The organism is Alphaproteobacteria bacterium, assembly GCA_035625915.1.
In the GTDB taxonomy this organism is placed as follows: domain Bacteria; phylum Pseudomonadota; class Alphaproteobacteria; order JACZXZ01; family JACZXZ01; genus DATDHA01.
In genome coordinates this window covers 1-16,725 of sequence record DASPOR010000143.1, presented here as the reverse complement: position 1 = coordinate 16,725, position 16,725 = coordinate 1, and the positions used below count along the sequence as shown (strand labels likewise).

Annotated in this window: 21 protein-coding genes; 14 read left to right on the top strand and 7 right to left on the bottom strand. The window is 60.1% G+C overall.

What is annotated here, in order from left to right; all coding sequences use genetic code 11:
- Positions 1-220: 220 nt before the first annotated feature.
- The 6 genes from VEJ16_11600 to VEJ16_11575 all read left to right on the top strand — a co-directional run bounded on the left by VEJ16_11600 (position 221) and on the right by VEJ16_11575 (position 3,853).
- Positions 221-670, top strand: a complete 450-nt coding sequence (locus VEJ16_11600) for a MaoC family dehydratase (GenBank protein HYB10306.1) — start codon at positions 221-223, stop codon at positions 668-670.
- A gap of 159 nt (positions 671-829) precedes the next feature.
- Positions 830-1,273, top strand: coding sequence for a cupin domain-containing protein (locus tag VEJ16_11595; GenBank protein HYB10305.1), 444 nt, complete (start codon positions 830-832; stop codon positions 1,271-1,273).
- Positions 1,274-1,499: 226 nt separating this feature from the next.
- Positions 1,500-1,808 carry a hypothetical protein gene (locus tag VEJ16_11590; protein HYB10304.1) on the top strand — a complete coding sequence of 103 codons (309 nt, stop codon included), beginning with the start codon at positions 1,500-1,502 and terminating at the stop codon, positions 1,806-1,808.
- 171 nt (positions 1,809-1,979) lie between these two features.
- A complete protein-coding gene (locus tag VEJ16_11585) occupies positions 1,980-2,384 on the top strand; it encodes a hypothetical protein (GenBank protein HYB10303.1) in 405 nt (134 codons plus the stop codon).
- Positions 2,385-2,571: 187 nt separating this feature from the next.
- On the top strand, positions 2,572-2,877 hold the full coding sequence (locus VEJ16_11580) for an NIPSNAP family protein (GenBank protein HYB10302.1): 306 nt from the start codon (positions 2,572-2,574) through the stop codon (positions 2,875-2,877).
- Between the two features lie 148 nt (positions 2,878-3,025).
- A complete protein-coding gene (locus VEJ16_11575) occupies positions 3,026-3,853 on the top strand; it encodes an ectoine synthase (protein HYB10301.1) in 828 nt (275 codons plus the stop codon).
- Between the two features lie 80 nt (positions 3,854-3,933).
- On the opposite strand, the gene VEJ16_11570 is transcribed toward VEJ16_11575, so the two are convergent.
- Both VEJ16_11570 and VEJ16_11565 read right to left on the bottom strand, forming a co-directional pair.
- Complete coding sequence (locus tag VEJ16_11570; protein ID HYB10300.1) at positions 3,934-4,167, bottom strand: hypothetical protein; 234 nt, start codon at positions 4,165-4,167, stop codon at positions 3,934-3,936.
- Between the two features lie 298 nt (positions 4,168-4,465).
- Positions 4,466-4,690 carry a YMGG-like glycine zipper-containing protein gene (locus VEJ16_11565; GenBank protein HYB10299.1) on the bottom strand — a complete coding sequence of 75 codons (225 nt, stop codon included), beginning with the start codon at positions 4,688-4,690 and terminating at the stop codon, positions 4,466-4,468.
- A gap of 338 nt (positions 4,691-5,028) precedes the next feature.
- Between VEJ16_11565 and VEJ16_11560 the strand changes: the two genes are divergently transcribed.
- Positions 5,029-5,316: a hypothetical protein gene (locus VEJ16_11560; protein HYB10298.1), complete on the top strand. Its 288-nt coding sequence runs from the start codon at positions 5,029-5,031 to the stop codon at positions 5,314-5,316.
- A 68-nt stretch (positions 5,317-5,384) separates the two neighbouring features.
- Here the strand turns inward: VEJ16_11560 and VEJ16_11555 are convergent, their stop codons facing one another.
- From VEJ16_11555 to VEJ16_11545, 3 genes are all read right to left on the bottom strand, one after another.
- The gene (locus VEJ16_11555) at positions 5,385-6,602 is read right to left on the bottom strand and encodes an adenylate/guanylate cyclase domain-containing protein (GenBank protein ID HYB10297.1); all 1,218 of its coding nucleotides are present in this window, start codon (positions 6,600-6,602) and stop codon (positions 5,385-5,387) included.
- An 86-nt stretch (positions 6,603-6,688) separates the two neighbouring features.
- Positions 6,689-7,465, bottom strand: coding sequence for an NAD(P)H-dependent oxidoreductase (locus VEJ16_11550; GenBank protein ID HYB10296.1), 777 nt, complete (start codon positions 7,463-7,465; stop codon positions 6,689-6,691).
- A 137-nt stretch (positions 7,466-7,602) separates the two neighbouring features.
- Positions 7,603-8,493, bottom strand: a complete 891-nt coding sequence (locus tag VEJ16_11545) for an AraC family transcriptional regulator (protein ID HYB10295.1) — start codon at positions 8,491-8,493, stop codon at positions 7,603-7,605.
- Between the two features lie 63 nt (positions 8,494-8,556).
- Here VEJ16_11545 and VEJ16_11540 point away from each other — a divergent pair, with 63 nt between their 5' ends.
- Positions 8,557-9,147: a LysE family transporter gene (locus VEJ16_11540; GenBank protein HYB10294.1), complete on the top strand. Its 591-nt coding sequence runs from the start codon at positions 8,557-8,559 to the stop codon at positions 9,145-9,147.
- Positions 9,148-9,282: 135 nt separating this feature from the next.
- The gene (locus VEJ16_11535) at positions 9,283-10,356 is read left to right on the top strand and encodes a hypothetical protein (protein ID HYB10293.1); all 1,074 of its coding nucleotides are present in this window, start codon (positions 9,283-9,285) and stop codon (positions 10,354-10,356) included.
- 52 nt (positions 10,357-10,408) lie between these two features.
- On the opposite strand, the gene VEJ16_11530 is transcribed toward VEJ16_11535, so the two are convergent.
- Entirely contained in the window at positions 10,409-11,503 is a 1,095-nt protein-coding gene (locus VEJ16_11530) for an L-2-amino-thiazoline-4-carboxylic acid hydrolase (protein HYB10292.1), read from the bottom strand.
- Positions 11,504-11,757: 254 nt separating this feature from the next.
- Here VEJ16_11530 and VEJ16_11525 point away from each other — a divergent pair, with 254 nt between their 5' ends.
- The 5 genes from VEJ16_11525 (at position 11,758) to VEJ16_11505 (ending at position 15,820) form a co-directional block, all read left to right on the top strand.
- Positions 11,758-12,306: a cupin domain-containing protein gene (locus VEJ16_11525; protein HYB10291.1), complete on the top strand. Its 549-nt coding sequence runs from the start codon at positions 11,758-11,760 to the stop codon at positions 12,304-12,306.
- 83 nt (positions 12,307-12,389) lie between these two features.
- A complete protein-coding gene (locus VEJ16_11520; protein HYB10290.1) occupies positions 12,390-12,818 on the top strand; it encodes a TIGR03668 family PPOX class F420-dependent oxidoreductase in 429 nt (142 codons plus the stop codon).
- 131 nt (positions 12,819-12,949) lie between these two features.
- Complete coding sequence (locus VEJ16_11515; protein HYB10289.1) at positions 12,950-13,789, top strand: LLM class F420-dependent oxidoreductase; 840 nt, start codon at positions 12,950-12,952, stop codon at positions 13,787-13,789.
- A gap of 430 nt (positions 13,790-14,219) precedes the next feature.
- Positions 14,220-14,648, top strand: a complete 429-nt coding sequence (locus VEJ16_11510) for a cupin domain-containing protein (protein HYB10288.1) — start codon at positions 14,220-14,222, stop codon at positions 14,646-14,648.
- A gap of 71 nt (positions 14,649-14,719) precedes the next feature.
- Positions 14,720-15,820 carry a mandelate racemase/muconate lactonizing enzyme family protein gene (locus VEJ16_11505; GenBank protein HYB10287.1) on the top strand — a complete coding sequence of 367 codons (1,101 nt, stop codon included), beginning with the start codon at positions 14,720-14,722 and terminating at the stop codon, positions 15,818-15,820.
- 29 nt (positions 15,821-15,849) lie between these two features.
- On the opposite strand, the gene VEJ16_11500 is transcribed toward VEJ16_11505, so the two are convergent.
- Positions 15,850-16,725 (bottom strand): LysR family transcriptional regulator (locus VEJ16_11500; GenBank protein HYB10286.1); only part of this gene is annotated, 876 nt, incomplete at its 5' end.

The following is a 16,725-nucleotide window of genomic DNA, read 5'->3' as shown; positions in this document are numbered from 1 at the left end:
CACAACTCGAGGCAGAGATTGCCGTCTTGCGGGAGGCCGTGGGATCAGCGCCTTTATCACGAGCGTCATTGCCGGAGCGCTAAAAGGCGTGGATGCCCGGGTCAAGCCCGGGCATGACGAATGGAGAGGTCCGGAGGTTAGACCCGGGCATCCAGGTGCTGCTCGACAGCGTTGACTTTTATTGCATGCGCCATAGCTTTCTCCAACGGAGCTAATGGCGATGACGAAGTTGTATCTCGAGGATTTGAGCGTCGGGCAAACGTTCGGCTCCGGTCGCCTAAAGGTCGACGCAGCGGCGATCAAGGCATTCGCCCGAGAGTTCGATCCGCAGCCGGCCCACCTCGACGACGAGGCGGCGCGCGGTACGATCTTCGCCGGGTTGGCCGCAAGCGGCTGGCATACCGCGGCACTCACCATGAAGCTCCTCGTCGAGGGCGAGTTTCAACCGGCGGGCGGGATTATTGGCGCCGGCTTCGACGAGTTCCGCTGGCCGACGCCCGTGCGACCGGGCGACGAGCTGCGCGTCGAAAGCGAGGTGCTCGAGGTCCGGCCGTCCAAGTCGCGCCCCACGCAGGGACTGATTAAGGTGCGGACGACGACACTCAATCAAAAAGGCGAGGCCGTGCAGATCAACGTCGGAAATCTCATCGTGCCGCGCCGGCCGCAATGACGCAGGCACCCAGCACCAAGGCATCGTTTTGACTGGTCGTGTATCAGTCAGGCCGGGCAATCTGGCATCGCAGGAGGTTGTCATTGGCCCTCAACCGGTGCACCCTATTGAGCGATACGGACTCGGCTCAATGGATCTGGGTGAGGGGGAGGATAGCAAATGCCAACCAAGCCCTTCGTCGTAACGCCCGACAATTACGCTCGTTCGCTCGACGTGGTCGGCGAGAAGATCACCGTGCTTGCATCGAAGGACGCCACGCAGGGTTATGAGATATTCCTGCAAGACGGAGCGGAGGGGAGCGGGCCACCACCGCACAGTCACGACTGGGATGAAACGTTCTATGTCGTAAAGGGCCGGATCGAGATCACATACGCGAATACGACAATCTCGGCGACGCCGGGAACGTTGGTCCATGTGCCTGCCGGCACGGTTCATTGCTTCCGCTTTGGCGCAGGCGGCGGTCAGATGATATCGGTAACCAGCCATAACGGACATGCTTCCGAGCTCTTCGCCGACATCGACAAGGAATCGCAAGCCGGTCCGCCCGACCTTGCCAAATTGGCGGAGATCGCTCATCGCAATAGTGTGAATATCGGGAATTAGTCCGGCCGCCAGGCCAATAAAGGAACAGAACATCGGCGGAGGGAAACGGGTCCCTGAAGAAATCCGTCCTCGGCGGCCATCCACACATGAGGCGCCACCCTCTGGATCGACAAGATGTCGGGATGGGGGTACCGTGACGACTCGCTGCGTGGGACCTGGGGGAGCATTTATGCCGACGGAACCTGCCATCGAAAGATGGAGACGTGTTGGATTCGGGATTGGGATCTTGTCGTCAATTCTCGTTCTTGTCTCTGCAGTGGCCGAGGCCCAACCAGCACCCCCACCTTACGGTTACCCGCCACCACCGGCCTATGTCGCCCCCTACGCTGCACCTGCGCCGATGGTCGAGGCGGTTCCGGTGCTACCTGCCCCAGGACTCGTTTGGGTTCCGGGACGTTGGGTCTGGAATGGCGGTACCTATGTCTGGGCTCCCGGCTATTACGCTGCGCCCCCGCGCCGGGGTGCGGTCTGGGTTCCGGGCGTATGGGTTCGCGTTGGCGGCGGATGGCGTTGGCGCGGCGGGTATTGGCGCTAGGCAGAGTTCCAACCAGGGGAAAAGCAAACGATACCTCGGCAATGTCGCCTAATCCGGCGATCCCCGCGCCGCAAGCCGACGTACCTTTATCGTGACAAAATTGTAAGTTTGACGCCATGGCCGATCCTGTTACCAACCGGGAACGTGCTTTCCCGGTAGAAGGGTGTGGCCATGAAGATGCGAGTTTCACTTGGTATGGCGCTTGCCGCTATTTTGTTTGCGGCAAGCATGTTGACGGGCACCACGAGCAGCTTGGCCGCAGGCCAAGGTGGCGGCTCCTTCGGCGGCACCCATTCCGGGTTTCAAGGCGGGTCGTTCTTTATGGGACGATCCAGCTTCGCCGGCCACCCGTTCGGCGATCGTCGATTCTTCGGCGACCATCGCTTCTTCGACCATCACGCATTTTTCGCCGATCATCGGTTCGACAACCGTCGCTTCTTCTTCGATCGCCGGTTCTTTGTCGGCGCACGCGTCTTCCCGGTCTTCGTGGGCGGTCCCGTCATTATCGGAGCGCCGGTCGTTCCAGTCGTCCCGGTCGTCGCTGTTTCTCCCGTGGTCGTCGTGCCCGCATATTAGTGCGGTGACACGAAGAGGAGATTCCCCTTTGTTCGCAATCGTCGTGGTTGCCCCCAGACTTAAATCCGGGGCTGTTCCGGCAATTCACCTCTTTCACCGTCCCATATTTCGACCTGCATCGTAACATCGGCGCCCACACCGGCGGTATCATCCGCGAACACGCAGTCCTCTGCGACGGAGGGTACCGATGACCGTCACCGTCTTCATCCGTTATCAAATCGATCCCTTCCGCCGCGAAGCGTTCGAAACCTATGCGCGCCGCTGGTCCACCATCATTCCCCGCTGCGGCGGCGATCTCATCGGCTATTGGATGCCCCACGAGGGGACCAACAATATCGCCTATGGCCTCATCTCGTTCGAGAGTTTGGCTGCTTATGAGGCCTATCGCGCGCGCCTGCGCACCGATCCCGAGGCCATGGCCAACTTCGCCACGGCGGTGGAGCAGCAACTGATCCTCGCCGAGGAGCGGACGTTCTTGCGCAAAGTCGAGTAACGGCCGCACTGCGCGCAAGCCCTGAGATGTTGCGAATTTCGGATCCGCCACACTAGAACGCGATTTGCCAATGGATTAGCATGACGTCAGCACTTGCCGATCGACGCGTTGCCCATGTTACGCCGCGCAAATTGGGGAGTAGCACCTCATGTTCATCCGGACCCTCGAAGGGCTGCAAGCCGCTGGCATGATCAAACTCTTGGTCAACGGCACAACACGGTCGGCGCGCTTTCTCACCGCGGCCGACGGCATGGGCTTTTCCTACAACGACAATCGGGTCGATAAGGGTGCCGACGCCGTCCTTTGGTACAAGAACCATTGGGAGGCCAATTACATCGTCTCGGGCCGAGGCGAAGTGACGGACCTGACAAGCGGGGAAAGTTGGCCACTAGAGGCGGGCGCTCTCTATGTCGTTGGGCCGAACGATCGACATCGCTTTCGCGTGACCGAAAACGAGCACCATGTCAGCGTCTTTTGCCCCGCACTCAAGGGCGATGAAAGCCACGATAAGGATGGCACCTACGCCGCCAGCGGCCCGCGGCCGAAGACCGATCGCCGAATGTTCGTAAAGCGTGTCCATGAGATGCGCGCCGCTGGCAAGGAAATGGTCGTGGCCAATGGACAGGCGCGCACGATCCGCATGCTGACCAAAGCGGACGATGTAGGCTTTGGCCTCTCCGACGTGCACCTCATGGCGGGAGCCGAAGCCATCCTCTGGTACAAGCACCATTGGGAAGCAAATCATATCCTCGCCGGCAGCGGCGAGGTAAGCGACCTGACGAGCGGGGAAAACTGGAAGCTCGAACCGGGCACTGCCTATAACGTCGGCCCGCGCGACCGGCACAAGTTGCGCGCCGTGAGCGATCTGCATCTACTGAGCGTATTTTCGCCCGCACTGGCTGGCGACGAACAGCATGATGAGACGGGTACTCTTCGGCCGAGCGGTCCGGTCCCATCGGGACCTGGCACTAGCTGAGCGATTTCCTGACCCGGTAGCACCGAAGTTGACGATCTTCGCAATATTCCGCGATGCCCGCGGCGCACCCATGTGCTCGCCTAGCGGTGCACGAGCATGCGCAGCCAGCCCGGCGCGTTGGCGGCATTCGTTCGTGCGCCATTTTTGCTCTCTGTTTCGGCCAGTCTCGCCTTCAGAGCATCGATCTCCCTCAGCAGCCTGCATTCGGCACCGCCGAGGGACACGATCTCGGCGCGCAGGGCCCAAAGCTCCTTGCGCAGTACGCTGAATTTTGCCTCATCGGAAAGTGAGTCGAATTCTCGGTCCTCTGGCATGTTTGGCCTCGATTATTCCATCACGGCGCAAAATGTTAGGGACTTCAAGTCCATCACTCTAGTTGCGATCGGATCCGCTCCGCTCGTGCGGAAGTTCCTGACTGGCGCGAGCAATGCTGTCGTTCGTTGGCGTTGAGTGCCGCGGCACGAGCGAAGAAACGATTACGAGCGTCAGCAAAAGCGCGCCAACAACGCCCCAGGCGCCCGCAACTTGGCGACGGCCACGAAACCGGCGGATAACTCTGCGCACAGCGCCGCCCTGTTGCATTGAGATTTCCCTCACCGCCATTAGGGCACATTAATGATGCGGCTCCGCTGTCAAGGCGCCAATGGCGGCACCTGCGCCGCCACCAACGAGCGCGCCGACGAGCGGGTTAAAGCCGGCGACCGCACCGAGCACGGCGCCGCCGCCGGCACCGATGGCGCCGCCGCTAAGCGCGCGTTGCTGTTGGTCCGACATGTTCGAGCACGCCGATGCCGCTGCAAGCATTGCCATAAGGAGACCGATCTTTGCGTACCGCATGGAATCCTCCGTGCCATATGGAGGCCGGCGGAAGCGGCCCCACGCTCGGTCGAAAACATGGGGAGGCGACTGGGACATAGAGGGGAAAAACATGAGACAAAATTGGCGCTGCATGACTGGCATGACACGCGAATGCTCGACAGCAAATCATTCTACCGACGAGGAAATACGTTGCCGACGCCGGCACCTGTACAGCCAAAATTTGCACACGGAATCGCCAAATTGCGGCCTCAATCGCTGTTCGCAAACGACGTTGCGGTGCGTAAAAACCGCCGTCACGGTCAGTGAATGATCGTGAATGTGATAAACTGCCTCCATCGAGCGATCTGGGAACCGTCATGGCCGAGCAGCCCAAGGGTGTCAGCGCCGACTCCGTGATGGCCGATATCATGGCGATCGTGAGTCGCGAAGGTGTCTCTCCGCAGGAGCGCATGTCAGCACTCGACGCGCGAATCGACCGTTTCAAAACCGATCTCGAGGAACTCGCGGCACGTCATTCGTGGCCACCGCCCAAGATCGACCATTTCACCGGACATCTCGAGCACAGGCTTGAGGCAGCGTTGGCCGGAGGACAGCTCAAAGGCGATTCCGCCGTCCTATTCGAGCGCGCGCTCAAGCGGCTTTGAACGCACGCCACGCGGGCGAATGCGACTACTCTCGGAATGCTCTCGAACGCGCATTTTGCGCGCGGCATTCAAACCACGGCCGTGCGTTCGGGATTGCTGGGCTCCTCCCCCTCTTCGCAAACGGCATAGACCGCCTGATGCCGGCGAAAGCCGCGCAATTCGAAATGGCCGATCTCAATGACCGGCTCGGAAATCGCGGCGGCGAAAGTATCGGTCATGAGGATGGGCCGACCGACGCCCTTGCAGAGGAGTTCCAAACGACTAAGGATATTGACGTCGCGCCCCACCGCGGTGAAATCGAGGCGATTGCCGGAACCGATATTGCCGTAGGCGGCGTCGCCGCAATGAAGCGCTATGTCGATGAGAATTTTTTCGCGGATCTCGGGCGCTGCCGCTTGAAGGGCCCCCAACGCAGACCGCGCCGATGCCAAGGCGGCGGTACAAGCGGGCCTTGGATCACCGTCCGGAATCGGGAAAATCGCAATGACTGCATCGCCGACGAACTTCAAAATGTCGCCGCCACCTGCGATCACGCCCGGCACGACCAGGTCGAAGAACGCATTCAGGAGTTCGACAATTCGCTCCTCGGGAAGCTCGTCGGTCAGCCGACTGAAGCCGCGCAGGTCAGCAAGCAACATTGCCGCCTTGAGATGATGGACGTCGCCACGCTGAACCGCACCCGCCATGATCCGAGCACCCGGATCGCGGCCCACATAGGTCGCAAGTAGCTCGCCGTAGATCCGCGGACTCGCCGTCGCTTCGAGGATCGGGATGAAAGCGGTCACGAGTCCCTCGAGCAGTTCGACGTCCGCATCCGCGAAGCCGCCGGGCGCATCGGTCGCCCACGACATCGCATTGACAATTCGATTCGAGAACACGAGCGGCGCCATCACATAATGCGTAACGCCTTGCCCCCGCAGGGTCGCGAGAATTGGGAAGCGCCGGTCGGTCGCTTCATCCAACCGGGTATTGAGCCACTGTCCGGTCTCGATGATGGATTGAATGGGGCTGTTCTGGTAATCCGATGTGTACTGGAGACCGTGGCGCGTCGTCCGAATTTCAATGTTTTCCCCCCGCCGCCAGATGCGCGCCACGCCTCGAAATTCGGGGTGAAGCGTTCGGACATGCGCGGTGGCGCGAGAGAGCGGAACGCCAAGCGTAATCAGCTTCTCGCAGAGCGATTCGAGCAGGCGGCCGGTATCGGACGCAAAGCGGCCTTCCTCGTTCAGCCAGCGAAGAAGCTCGCCACTGCGGTCGACGCGTCGGGAGTCGAGAGCGTTTTTCACGGTTCAGCCGACAAATCCCAAATGGTCATCGCGGCGCTCGGGTCTCGCGAAACTCCATGTACTCCAAGATCGCCGCAAGTGCGATATCATTCGATGTCCAGGTGTTGCCGATGCCGGATAAAGGGGCTGTAAACGGGCGCTGACGCCTTGATGCGACCATCCTCGCCCCAATCGCTCATGCGATTGAAGGGAATGACGGGCGTTCGGTCGAGGGTTCGCATGCGAGTCACGAGATCTTCCTCGACTCGTTCGAGCCGCGCTTTGACCACGCTTTCCGCGGAATAGCGGAGTCCCGCCTCGACGCCATATGCGACGAAGGGAGCCATCACCGTGTATCCGACATAGGCAAGCGACAGGTGGACGGGCCAAAGCAGAAGATCGATGTCACCACTTCGGCCATCGTAATCATAGCTTTCCCGGCTGGTGGCGACCGTCACCGAGAGCATGGCGCGCTTGCCGCTAAAGCGGCCGACTTCAAATCGCTTCTTGCTGCCATAAACCTCGCCATAGATAAAGACACGATCGAACCAGCCTTTCAGCATCGCGGGCGGCAGATGCCACCACATCGGATACTGGATGATGAGGAGATCGGCATTGTCGAGCCGCGCAATCTCGGCCGTCACGGCGCTCGGTATAGAACCCCGATCGGAAGCGAATTTCTGTTCGGCCTGCACGTCGAAACGGTCGATATTTTTGCGCTCGATATAATGCTCCGGCCGCTCGCACGGATCGAATTTCATTGCGTAAAGGTCGGAGACCGTGACGTCCCATCCCAATTTTCCGAGAGAATGCGCCGTCACGCGGGCCAGGTGGGCATTGTAGGATTTGGACTCCGGATGGGCGAGAACGATGTGCGCTTGCATGATTTCTTTATCCGTTGTCGCGCTCGTTGGAAGAGATGTCGAGGAAATGTCTGCCTGAATTAGGCCAGTCCGGATCGCCAAGGATAAGCAGCCCCCAGCGATGCGGCAAGTGCTCGGGCGTCAGGTGTTGAGGCTTGTCACATGCCACTCCTTTGCGCGGGCATTGCTGCGGGAGCACCCTGGACTCCGATCGCAGCCCATCGCCCCGGCGATATGCCATAGGCCCTCTTAAAATGGCGCGTCATGTGGCTTTGATCCGCGAAGCCACATGACAGTGCGGCGTCGGCAAGCGGCGTGCCTTGCCGAATCAGGGCGCGGACGCGATCGAGACGCCGCATGATGAGATATCGGTAAGGACTTGTTCCCAGGCACACTCGGAAGTGCCGCGCCACGGCATAGCGCGAAAGTCCCGCGATGGCCTCCAATGCCGCGGAAGTGACAACACGTTCGACATTGGCATCGAGAAAATCGCGCACCATGTCGATTGCTCGCCAATATGGCGCTGGCAAGCGCCGTAGGGTGCTTGATGGATCCGCCGCAGCCAGCGCTTGCGCGAGATCGAAAACGATTTCGTCGCGGTGCAAATCCTCCAGAGCCAAATCGAGACCGTCGACTGCTGGCACAATCGCCGCAGCGAGGCGCTTGTCGCTCGAAACGGCTTTGCGCACGAATGGAAGGGAGCTGGACCCCTCCCCCAACGCGTCGCGGATCATTCGGGGCTCGACATAGAGGATCCTGTAGCGAAACCCAGCACGCGTCCCCGCGTGACCGTCATGGGTTTCGTCCGGATGAAGAACGAATACCTGGCCCGTCACGCTTCGCTCCGCCGAACCCCTATAGCGGAAGGATTGGACGCCGTGGAGCGTAATACCGATGGCATAGGTATCGTGCCGGTGAGGATCGAAAGCATGTCCCGCAAAGAACGCCTCGATTCGCTCGAGCCCCCGACACGATGGGGCAGTCCGGATCCAATCCCGTGACCCATCGCCGCACGATCGTTCAAGACGTTCCACAGCGGCTTGGTTCATGAAAGACGCCATGGCCTTCTATACCAGAAACGCCCTGCTTCCTCGACAGGAGGGGTGCTCGACTTGGAAAATATCTTCGGTTTCGTTCTGGCGGCACTCGCACTCGCCGGCAGCCCGGGCCCCGCGACGCTGAGCCTTGCCGCAACAGGGGCTGCCTTCGGCGCGCGTCGCGGCCTCGGATACATGTCCGGGATCATCGTCGGCATGGTCGTCGTGATGGGTATCGTCGCGAGCGGCGTTGCCGGCCTTCTACTCGCCTTGCCCGGAGCCACGCCCGTCGTGACCGCCATGGCCGCGGCGTATTTTTTCTATCTCGCCTTCCGCATTGCGACGGCACCACCCTTGTCGACGCGCGCCGACGAGCGTCGCCCGTCGTTCGCCGGCGGGATTTTTTTGTCGCTCGTCAATCCCAAGGGTTACGCCGCCATGGCCGCCTTGTTCTCGGGCTTCGTGCTGGTCGGTCGGCGTCCCGAGCTGGACGCAGCGCTGAAAATAGCCGTTTTGGTGGCGATCATCGCCGCGGTCAACCTGGCGTGGCTATTCGCGGGGGCGACCCTCACGGGATTCTTTCGAGATCGCCGCATCAACCGAGCCATCAATGTGGTCTTTGCCGTACTTCTCATCGCGTCCCTTGCCTTCGTCGTTTCGTTCTGAACGTCGCGATTTGACGAGCGCTGCATCTTCGGCGTTCTTGACAGATCTGGCGACCTCGGCTTGGTTTTGCCTATGCAGGTGGCGCTCGGTCTGGCGCTAATGTCCGGAATCGTCGAGTAACCGGGAGGAACGACCATGGGCGACGGAAAATCGAGTATGGGCGTGCTCGGCGGCGTCATCATGCCCCACGCACCCCAGTTCTTCACGTTGCCGGATACGGAGGACAAGGCAACTGTCGAGCGTATCTCGACCCTCGCTGGCGAGAACGGACGGCGATTGGCGGCACTCGCACCCGATGTTTGGATCGTCTGCGCCAACGATCACGCCAATCAGTTCTTTCTCCAATGCGTCCCCCCTTTCACGCTGCATGTGGGGGGTGAGGTGCGTGGACACTTCGCCGGCCGCGATTTCCGCTATCGGGTCGCAAGCAGCCTGTCGCTCGCACTTCTGCGGCGATTGCAGGAGGAGGGTTTCGATCCTGCATTCACGAGTACCGCCGAAATCGACTATGCCTTCGGCATTCCGATGACCTTCCTCGGAATTCAGAGCGAGGTGATACCCCTTTATGTGAACGCTTATGTCCCGCCGCAACCTTCCATGGAGCGCTGCTATCAATTCGGCCGCGCCGTCGCCCGCGCGCTGTCCGCCTTGGGAAAGTCGGCCGTGATCGTGGCAAGCGGGGGCATGTCGCACTTTCCGGGCACCGAGCGTTATGGGTCGCCGGATGTCGAGTTCGATCGAGCCCTCTTTACGCGACTTGAGGAAGGCAATCTGAGAGCACTCCTGGCACTTGACGAACGAACCCTTGACGATCACGGAAACGTCGAGCTTCGCTCTTGGGCCATCGCGGCAGGCATGTTGGGCGAGCGCAAGCCCGATATCGTTCAGTTCGAGCCGAGCTGGCATCATATCTATGCAACCCTTGCCTTTTATGGCGGCAGAGCGGAGCGCAGCGATGTGCTCCATTACCCAAGCGTGCATCCCGAGCGGGTGAAACTCACCGAGGCCCTCCATCGTCTCGCGAACGATGCCAGTGAGCGCGCGCGCTATTTTTCCGATCCCGCGGGCTATGCGGCAGCACTCGGTGTATCGGCAGCGGAAGCCACTGCGCTTGCCGCGATGGACCAGAAAACGATGGTTGCACTCGGGGTACATCCCCTCGTGCCGTTCCTTGCCAAGCTTCAGCTCGATCGGCAACGGGGGCGGTAGCTCGTTGGCGCCGGGAAATTCGTTCGAAAGATGGCCCCGCAACGGTGCGTCCCTATCCCTCGGCCGGCCGGACATATTCGGGATCGTTCGGGCTCACCAGCTCGGGGATCGAGATGCGGAATTTGCAAAGATGGTCGCCTCGGGTCTTGAGGGCGTCCCAACGCACGATCGTCCCCGGATGGTAGGTTTGGTACATCGTGGTATGAAGTTCGATGTCGTAGAGGAGGCCGAGTGCAAGACCTTCCTTGCCGAACTCTCCCCAAACGTCGGCATAAGGGCAATAGCGGCAATCCTGGTGCCACGTACCTTCCGAAAGATAGCCTTCGCCGTTGAAGACCCACGTCGAGATGAGCGGGCCATCCCAATCGAGCATCAAAGTCTTCAGATTGAGCGGCTTGCCCTCACGCTCGTGTTTTTCCCTGAGGACCGAACCGCGCTCGCGCCCGATGCCCCGAACGCCCTCGCGGACTATCTGCTCGCCGGTCGCATCCCACGCACGGATTACCTCCCGTGCGATGAACATATAAAGTGCACCGGCATTGCGCGAGGTGTTCCGCACGAGAGCGAGCGCGCGGGCCGGCTCGGCAAAGATATTGCGAATTCCAGCCACGACGTCCGCAACACTCGTTTTGCCGGCAGGTGCCCCGCCAAAGCTCGCACGGATGCTCCAAGGCGCATCCAGGGATGCCTCGGTGCAGGTAAGGCTGAGCTTCTCGTCATATCCTGCCGGCAGCCCGCGCAGCAGGCCCTTCCAGTACTCGTGCAACACCGGGAGCTTGCCCTGGTGCGATTTGAAATAGGCAGTACCCGGCAAGTGCGGCAAGCGGATTGCAGCGCCGACGGCATTGCCTTCGATCGAAATCTCACCGGCAATACCGGCAAGTACGAAATCGCAGCTATCCCAATTGTCGAGGAACGACAAGGCATCGTGGCCGGCGACGAGCGACGCCTGGCTCATGCGAATGTTGTCGCCTCGCCATTGTCCATAATACCGGAATGCATCGTAGAGGACCCTTAAGCCAGCCTTGCCGAAACGTGCAATCACCGGATCGGTGAGGTTACGCAGGAAAAGGAACTGCTTGAGGGCCACATCCTCCATCGAAGCGCGGATCCCCTCGCGGCTGGTGACGTCCTCGGCGAGTCCCATCGTACCCTCCAGTTTTTTGGCGAGCGGTTCATTTATACGCGCTTTTTCGAATGTTCGCGAACGGTCGCTATCAGTGAGCCTTCGACCCGAGAACAAGGATGAGGAGAAATCCGTGACGACCAATGGCACGTCGATCATCCCGCTCGAACCTCGATCCTCGATGCGCTACCCTCTTCAATCGACAAGAACGAGAATCGATCTGTTCAGGCGATAATGCGGCGTTAATTTGGACTCTGATGATCTGGAGGGCAGCGATGTCTACCGCAGCCAAACTCGCGGCGAAGATAGCCCCCGAGCTTTACCACATCCGGGAAAACGGTCGCATTCCAAACAACGACCGCCTGCCGCTTCTGCTCTATCGCAGCGCCTTATCCGTAAGTGGCGACGATCCGGCAGCGGCCTGTTTGGCGCTCTTTTCGCGCAACAATTGGCGTGGTGGGTGGCGAAATGGGATCTACGCTTACCATCATTACCACACGACCGCGCACGAGGTGCTCGGTATCGTGTTCGGAGAAGCACGGGTATGTTTTGGTGGCGAGGGCGGTCAGTCGGTTACCGTTCGGGCCGGCGATGTCGTCGTGATTCCGGCAGGTGTCGCCCACAAAAGCGAGCGTGCCAGTGAGGACCTGCTTGTCGTGGGCGCATACCCGGACGGGCGCAAACCCGACATATGCGATGGGACCGGCGAGGATCGAGCCCATGAGCTCGAGCGAATTCGCCGCGTATCACGACCCACACTCGACCCTCTTTACGGCCTAAACGGGCCGCTTGCCGAGCATTGGGGGACGAGCCAGCGAAATTAGAGGTCGTTTGACTTCGATTTCCGCGTGACTTGCCTTTGAATTTGGCACTTTCATCGGACATCCACGTGGCAAACGAGGCGGATATGTTGACGGACAGAGAGCGTCGATTCCTGGCCTGTCAGAGGATCGCCCATCTCGCCACCGCCGACCGTCAAGCTGTCCCCCATGTCGTGCCCGTGTGCTTCGTAATAATAGAGGGGACGCTCTTCATCACAATCGACGAAAAACCGAAGCGGCGTCCCCACACTGCGTTGAAGCGCCTGCGGAATATCGCCGAGAATCCCGCGGTCGCGGTCGTTGTCGATCGCTACGCCGAAGATTGGTCACGGCTTGGCTGGGTGTTGCTACATGGACACGCGGAAATCTTGACAAGTGGGAAGGAACATCATGAGGCGCAGGACGCGCTTCGTTCCCGATACACTCAGCTCGAAGCGATGCAGATCTCTCGGAACCCCGTCATAGCCATCCGCATCGAACGAACGACGAGCTGGGGCAACTTGTCCATTCCATAGGTGCTGTGATTTCGCAGTGCTTCCGGTCGCGACAGGAATGCGGCTGCATGGTATGAGGTTTGCGAAAGCGATGACGGCCCCGGGCATTTCCGTGGGGCGGCCCGGTGCTACCGACCTCTGGGAGAATTGCCATGCTGGTTGGCCTTTTTTACTTTCCGACGGACTACGGCATCGATATCGGTGAACTGGCTCAAGCGGCGGAAACGCGCGGCTTCGAGTCGCTCTTTGTGTGCGAGCACACCCACATCCCGGTCAGCCGCCGCAGCCCGTTCCCGAGTGGGGGTGAATTGCCGAAGCGCTATTCGCACACCCATGACCCGTTTGTAGCACTGTCATTCGCTGCCGCGGCGACACAAAAGTTGAAGCTCGGCACCGGCATCGCGCTCGTAGCGCAACGTGATCCAATCATCACGGCCAAGTCCGTCGCCAGTCTGGATCAGCTTTCAGACGGCCGCTTCCTGTTTGCAATCGGCGGGGGTTGGAATGTCGAGGAAATGGAAAATCATGGTGCCCGCTACGATACCCGATTCAAGCTGCTGCGTGAGCGCGTGCTGGCGATGAAGGCGCTGTGGACCCAGGAGGAAGCCGAGTTTCACGGCGAATTCGTCAACTTCGATCCAGTCTGGCTCTACCCCAAGCCAAAGCAGAAGCCGCATCCGCCGATCTTCCTCGGCGGCGAGACGGACCATACCTTAAAGCGTGTTGTCGAGTTCTGTGACGGCTGGTTCCCTCGCGCGCGCGGCAGTTGGCATCCCAAAAGTGCCGTCGCCCGGCTGCGCCAGTTTGCCGCCGATGCAGAACGTGACCCCGCGGCGTTGCCGATTACGGTGTTCAACGCCCCAGCGGATCAAGCCGCACTTGCGTCCTATCGCGAGGTTGGGATCCACCGTGCACTGCTCGAGGTCCCGGATTTGAGCAGGGATGAGATTTTACGTGTGCTCGACAAGAACGCACCACTCGCCATGGTCTGACGCGTGCGCAAGTGTGGTGGACTTGGAGTTCCTAGCATTTTGGCGGCATCCGCGTTTGGGAACTTCAAATCCGAATACCACACTAGATACAATATATTCCTCATATTCCTCGTGTGGCTATGAATCCGAAATTCGCTCCCGGTCCCGCACCCAGATGTTGCGAATTTCGGATTCGCCACACGAGCGCGGCGACGGCAAAGTCGACAATAGGCGTTCCGCCGCCTTCAGATCGGCGGTATCGAAACCCTCGGCGAAACGGCCGTACACCGGCGACAGAATTTGCCGTGCATCATGTCGCCATTCCTTCTACGGACGCCAAGGTATCGTCGATACCATCGTCCTATAGCGCGACGTTTTGCATAATTGATTTGATGTGTCCTTATAGCAGCGACCAGCCACTCAGGAATTCGCTCATGCAAGGGAGAACGCTATGGTCCGAAGCCACCAGCCAGGCCAAGCCGTTTTCAGATCGATTTTGCCCGAAGATATCGATTGGAAGCCGTTCCCGGCCTTCCCACCATCGGTTCGCCTCGCCGTGGTTGTCGGCAACCCGTTGGAAGCTGGCCCTTATGTGGTCAGGGTCAAGGTGCCCTCCGGTGTGAAGCTGATGCCGCACACACATCCGGAAGACCGAATCTACACAGTGATGTCCGGCGTCTTTTACATTGGCCTGGGCGACCAGTTCGACGGCGACAAGGTTGAGCCCTATCCTCCGGGAAGCGTCATCGTTCTGCCCGGCAACACCTCCCACTTTCACTGGGCGAAAGCCGGCGAGTACGTCACGCAGGTGTTTGCCGTCGGGCCACTCGGTCTTGACTATCTCGATCCCGCCGACGATCCGCGCAAAAGCGGCTCTTAGGAGAACCGGGACATTTCCCTATCGGCGCGCCGGTTGACTTGGGGACGTTCCGGCGAAGTTCGGAGTCCACGATGAACATCGCCAAGATCGAGACCTATCCATTGCGCATTCCCTTCAAGGATCGCGGATTGTCGGCCGCCGCCGCCTGGGGCGAGAAGGGGTTGCCCGCCGCGGACTCGTTGCTTGTCAAGGTGACCACCGACAAGGGCTTGGAAGGCTGGGGCGAGGCATTTGGATTCCGGGCGGTTGCATCGGCCAAATTGGCGATCGAGGAGCTGTTGGCACCAATCTGCATTGGCCGGGACGCGACGCAGATCGCTTCGCTCATGCTCGAAATACAGAAGACGCTGCACATATTCGGGCGAAGCGGACCCTTGGCTTATGGCGTGTCTGCGGTCGACATCGCCCTTTGGGATATCGCGGGCAAATCGGCCAATGCCCCGCTTCACCGCCTCCTCGGCGGCGGCAGCACAAGCTTGGCTTGCTATGCAAGCTTGATTCGCTTTTCGGATCCCTCGCTTGTTCGCGCGAATGTTCGAAGGACGATTGACGCGGGGTTCCGCAGTTTGAAGCTTCACGAAATAGAGGTATCGAGCGTTGGCGCTGCTCGCGAAGAGGCCGGGCCCGACGTTGAACTAATGCTCGATGTGAACTGTCCCTGGACATTGAACGAAGCCGAGACGAGGGCGGTCGAACTCAAAGGTTTCCACTTGAAATGGCTCGAGGAGCCGATCTGGCCGCCGGAAAATTATGACGGTCTCGCCCAATTAAGGAGAACGTGCGGCATCCCCATCGCTGCAGGCGAGAATGTGTCGACTCTTATGGATTTCGAACGCCTCATGGCGTTGGGGGCGGTGGATTTCGTCCAACCGAGCCCCGCGAAAATGGGCGGCATTAGCGAGTTATGCAAGGTGTTTCCGATCGCCGCCATCCACAATGTCGCCGTCATGCCGCACAGTTTTTACGACGGCCCGGGCCTGCTGGCGGCAATTCACGCGACGGCCGCGCTGGGGACAGCGGACACAATGATCGAATGGCGCTGCTTCGATCTCGAGGCGCAAATCTATGGCACCGCACTCGCCCCGGAGCGTGGCCGAATTGCGGTCCCGCAAGGTCCCGGCTTGGGGGTAGAGCCCGACCGCGACGTCATTCGTACCTACTTGAGGGTCTGACGGGCGAGTATGGCGTCACGGCCCCGGATTCAGGGCTGCAAAATGAAGTCCTTTGCGCGAATTCTGCCGCAGACGAAATCGACGAACGCCCTGACGCGACTCGGCAGATGTCGACGATCGAGATAACAGATATAATGCCCCCGCCGTCGCGCGATATGGTCCGTGAGCACTGGAATCAGGCGGCCCGCTTCAATGTGCGGAAGCGCCTGATAACTTCCTATTTGGGCCAGGCCCATGCCGCTCAATGCCGCGACGCAGGTCGCTTCGGCATCGTTGACGATAAGCCCGCCGGTGACACTTCGATTGAATCGCCTCCCGTCCTTCTCAAATTCCCAATCGAAAACGCGGCCGGTCTCCGCGAGCCGAAAGTTGATGCAACGGTGCTCGGCGAGGTCGTCGGGCGTCTCGGGCTTACGATGGTGCTTAAAATATTGACGTGACCTACAGACGATAAGCTGCATCGGTGCGAGTTGCCGCGCGACAATGTTACGATCGTTGAGCCGCCCATTGCGTATTGCGACCTCAACTTGGTCGTCCACGAGGTCGGCGAAGCGGTCGTCAAAAGAAAGATCGAGCGTTATGCCGGGATAGCGTTTTGAGAAGTCGGGCAGTAGGGGCAGAAGGCATTGCCGACCAAATCCCACTGACGCGCTCACGCGTATCACTCCCCGAGGCTCTCGACGCGCATCGCGCAATATCGCGGCTGCATCCTGAAGCCCCTCGATGGCGGGACGGCAACGCTCATAGTAAATGGCTCCTTCGTTGGTCAGCGCCACACTTCGCGTCGTGCGATTGAGGAGTCGGACAGCAAGTGATGACTCAAGACGTCGGACATTCTTGCTCACGGCCGACGCCGAAATACCCAAGGCTGCGGCGGCCTTGGCAAAGCTACCGGTTGAGGCCAC

What these genes read in the sequence shown, in the direction of transcription:
- VEJ16_11580 (HYB10302.1), top strand. Translation starts at nt 2,572, where the DNA reads ATGACCGTCACCGTCTTCATCCGTTATCAAATCGATCCCTTCCGCCGC.
- VEJ16_11520 (HYB10290.1), top strand. Translation starts at nt 12,390, where the DNA reads ATGTTGACGGACAGAGAGCGTCGATTCCTGGCCTGTCAGAGGATCGCC.
- VEJ16_11570 (HYB10300.1), bottom strand. Translation starts at nt 4,167, where the DNA reads ATGCCAGAGGACCGAGAATTCGACTCACTTTCCGATGAGGCAAAATTC.
- VEJ16_11585 (HYB10303.1), top strand. Translation starts at nt 1,980, where the DNA reads ATGAAGATGCGAGTTTCACTTGGTATGGCGCTTGCCGCTATTTTGTTT.
- VEJ16_11565 (HYB10299.1), bottom strand. Translation starts at nt 4,690, where the DNA reads ATGCGGTACGCAAAGATCGGTCTCCTTATGGCAATGCTTGCAGCGGCA.
- VEJ16_11515 (HYB10289.1), top strand. Translation starts at nt 12,950, where the DNA reads ATGCTGGTTGGCCTTTTTTACTTTCCGACGGACTACGGCATCGATATC.
- VEJ16_11575 (HYB10301.1), top strand. Translation starts at nt 3,026, where the DNA reads ATGTTCATCCGGACCCTCGAAGGGCTGCAAGCCGCTGGCATGATCAAA.
- VEJ16_11525 (HYB10291.1), top strand. Translation starts at nt 11,758, where the DNA reads ATGTCTACCGCAGCCAAACTCGCGGCGAAGATAGCCCCCGAGCTTTAC.
- VEJ16_11560 (HYB10298.1), top strand. Translation starts at nt 5,029, where the DNA reads ATGGCCGAGCAGCCCAAGGGTGTCAGCGCCGACTCCGTGATGGCCGAT.
- VEJ16_11600 (HYB10306.1), top strand. Translation starts at nt 221, where the DNA reads ATGACGAAGTTGTATCTCGAGGATTTGAGCGTCGGGCAAACGTTCGGC.
- VEJ16_11505 (HYB10287.1), top strand. Translation starts at nt 14,720, where the DNA reads ATGAACATCGCCAAGATCGAGACCTATCCATTGCGCATTCCCTTCAAG.
- VEJ16_11550 (HYB10296.1), bottom strand. Translation starts at nt 7,465, where the DNA reads ATGCAAGCGCACATCGTTCTCGCCCATCCGGAGTCCAAATCCTACAAT.
- VEJ16_11510 (HYB10288.1), top strand. Translation starts at nt 14,220, where the DNA reads ATGGTCCGAAGCCACCAGCCAGGCCAAGCCGTTTTCAGATCGATTTTG.
- VEJ16_11535 (HYB10293.1), top strand. Translation starts at nt 9,283, where the DNA reads ATGGGCGACGGAAAATCGAGTATGGGCGTGCTCGGCGGCGTCATCATG.
- VEJ16_11530 (HYB10292.1), bottom strand. Translation starts at nt 11,503, where the DNA reads ATGGGACTCGCCGAGGACGTCACCAGCCGCGAGGGGATCCGCGCTTCG.
- VEJ16_11545 (HYB10295.1), bottom strand. Translation starts at nt 8,493, where the DNA reads ATGAACCAAGCCGCTGTGGAACGTCTTGAACGATCGTGCGGCGATGGG.
- VEJ16_11595 (HYB10305.1), top strand. Translation starts at nt 830, where the DNA reads ATGCCAACCAAGCCCTTCGTCGTAACGCCCGACAATTACGCTCGTTCG.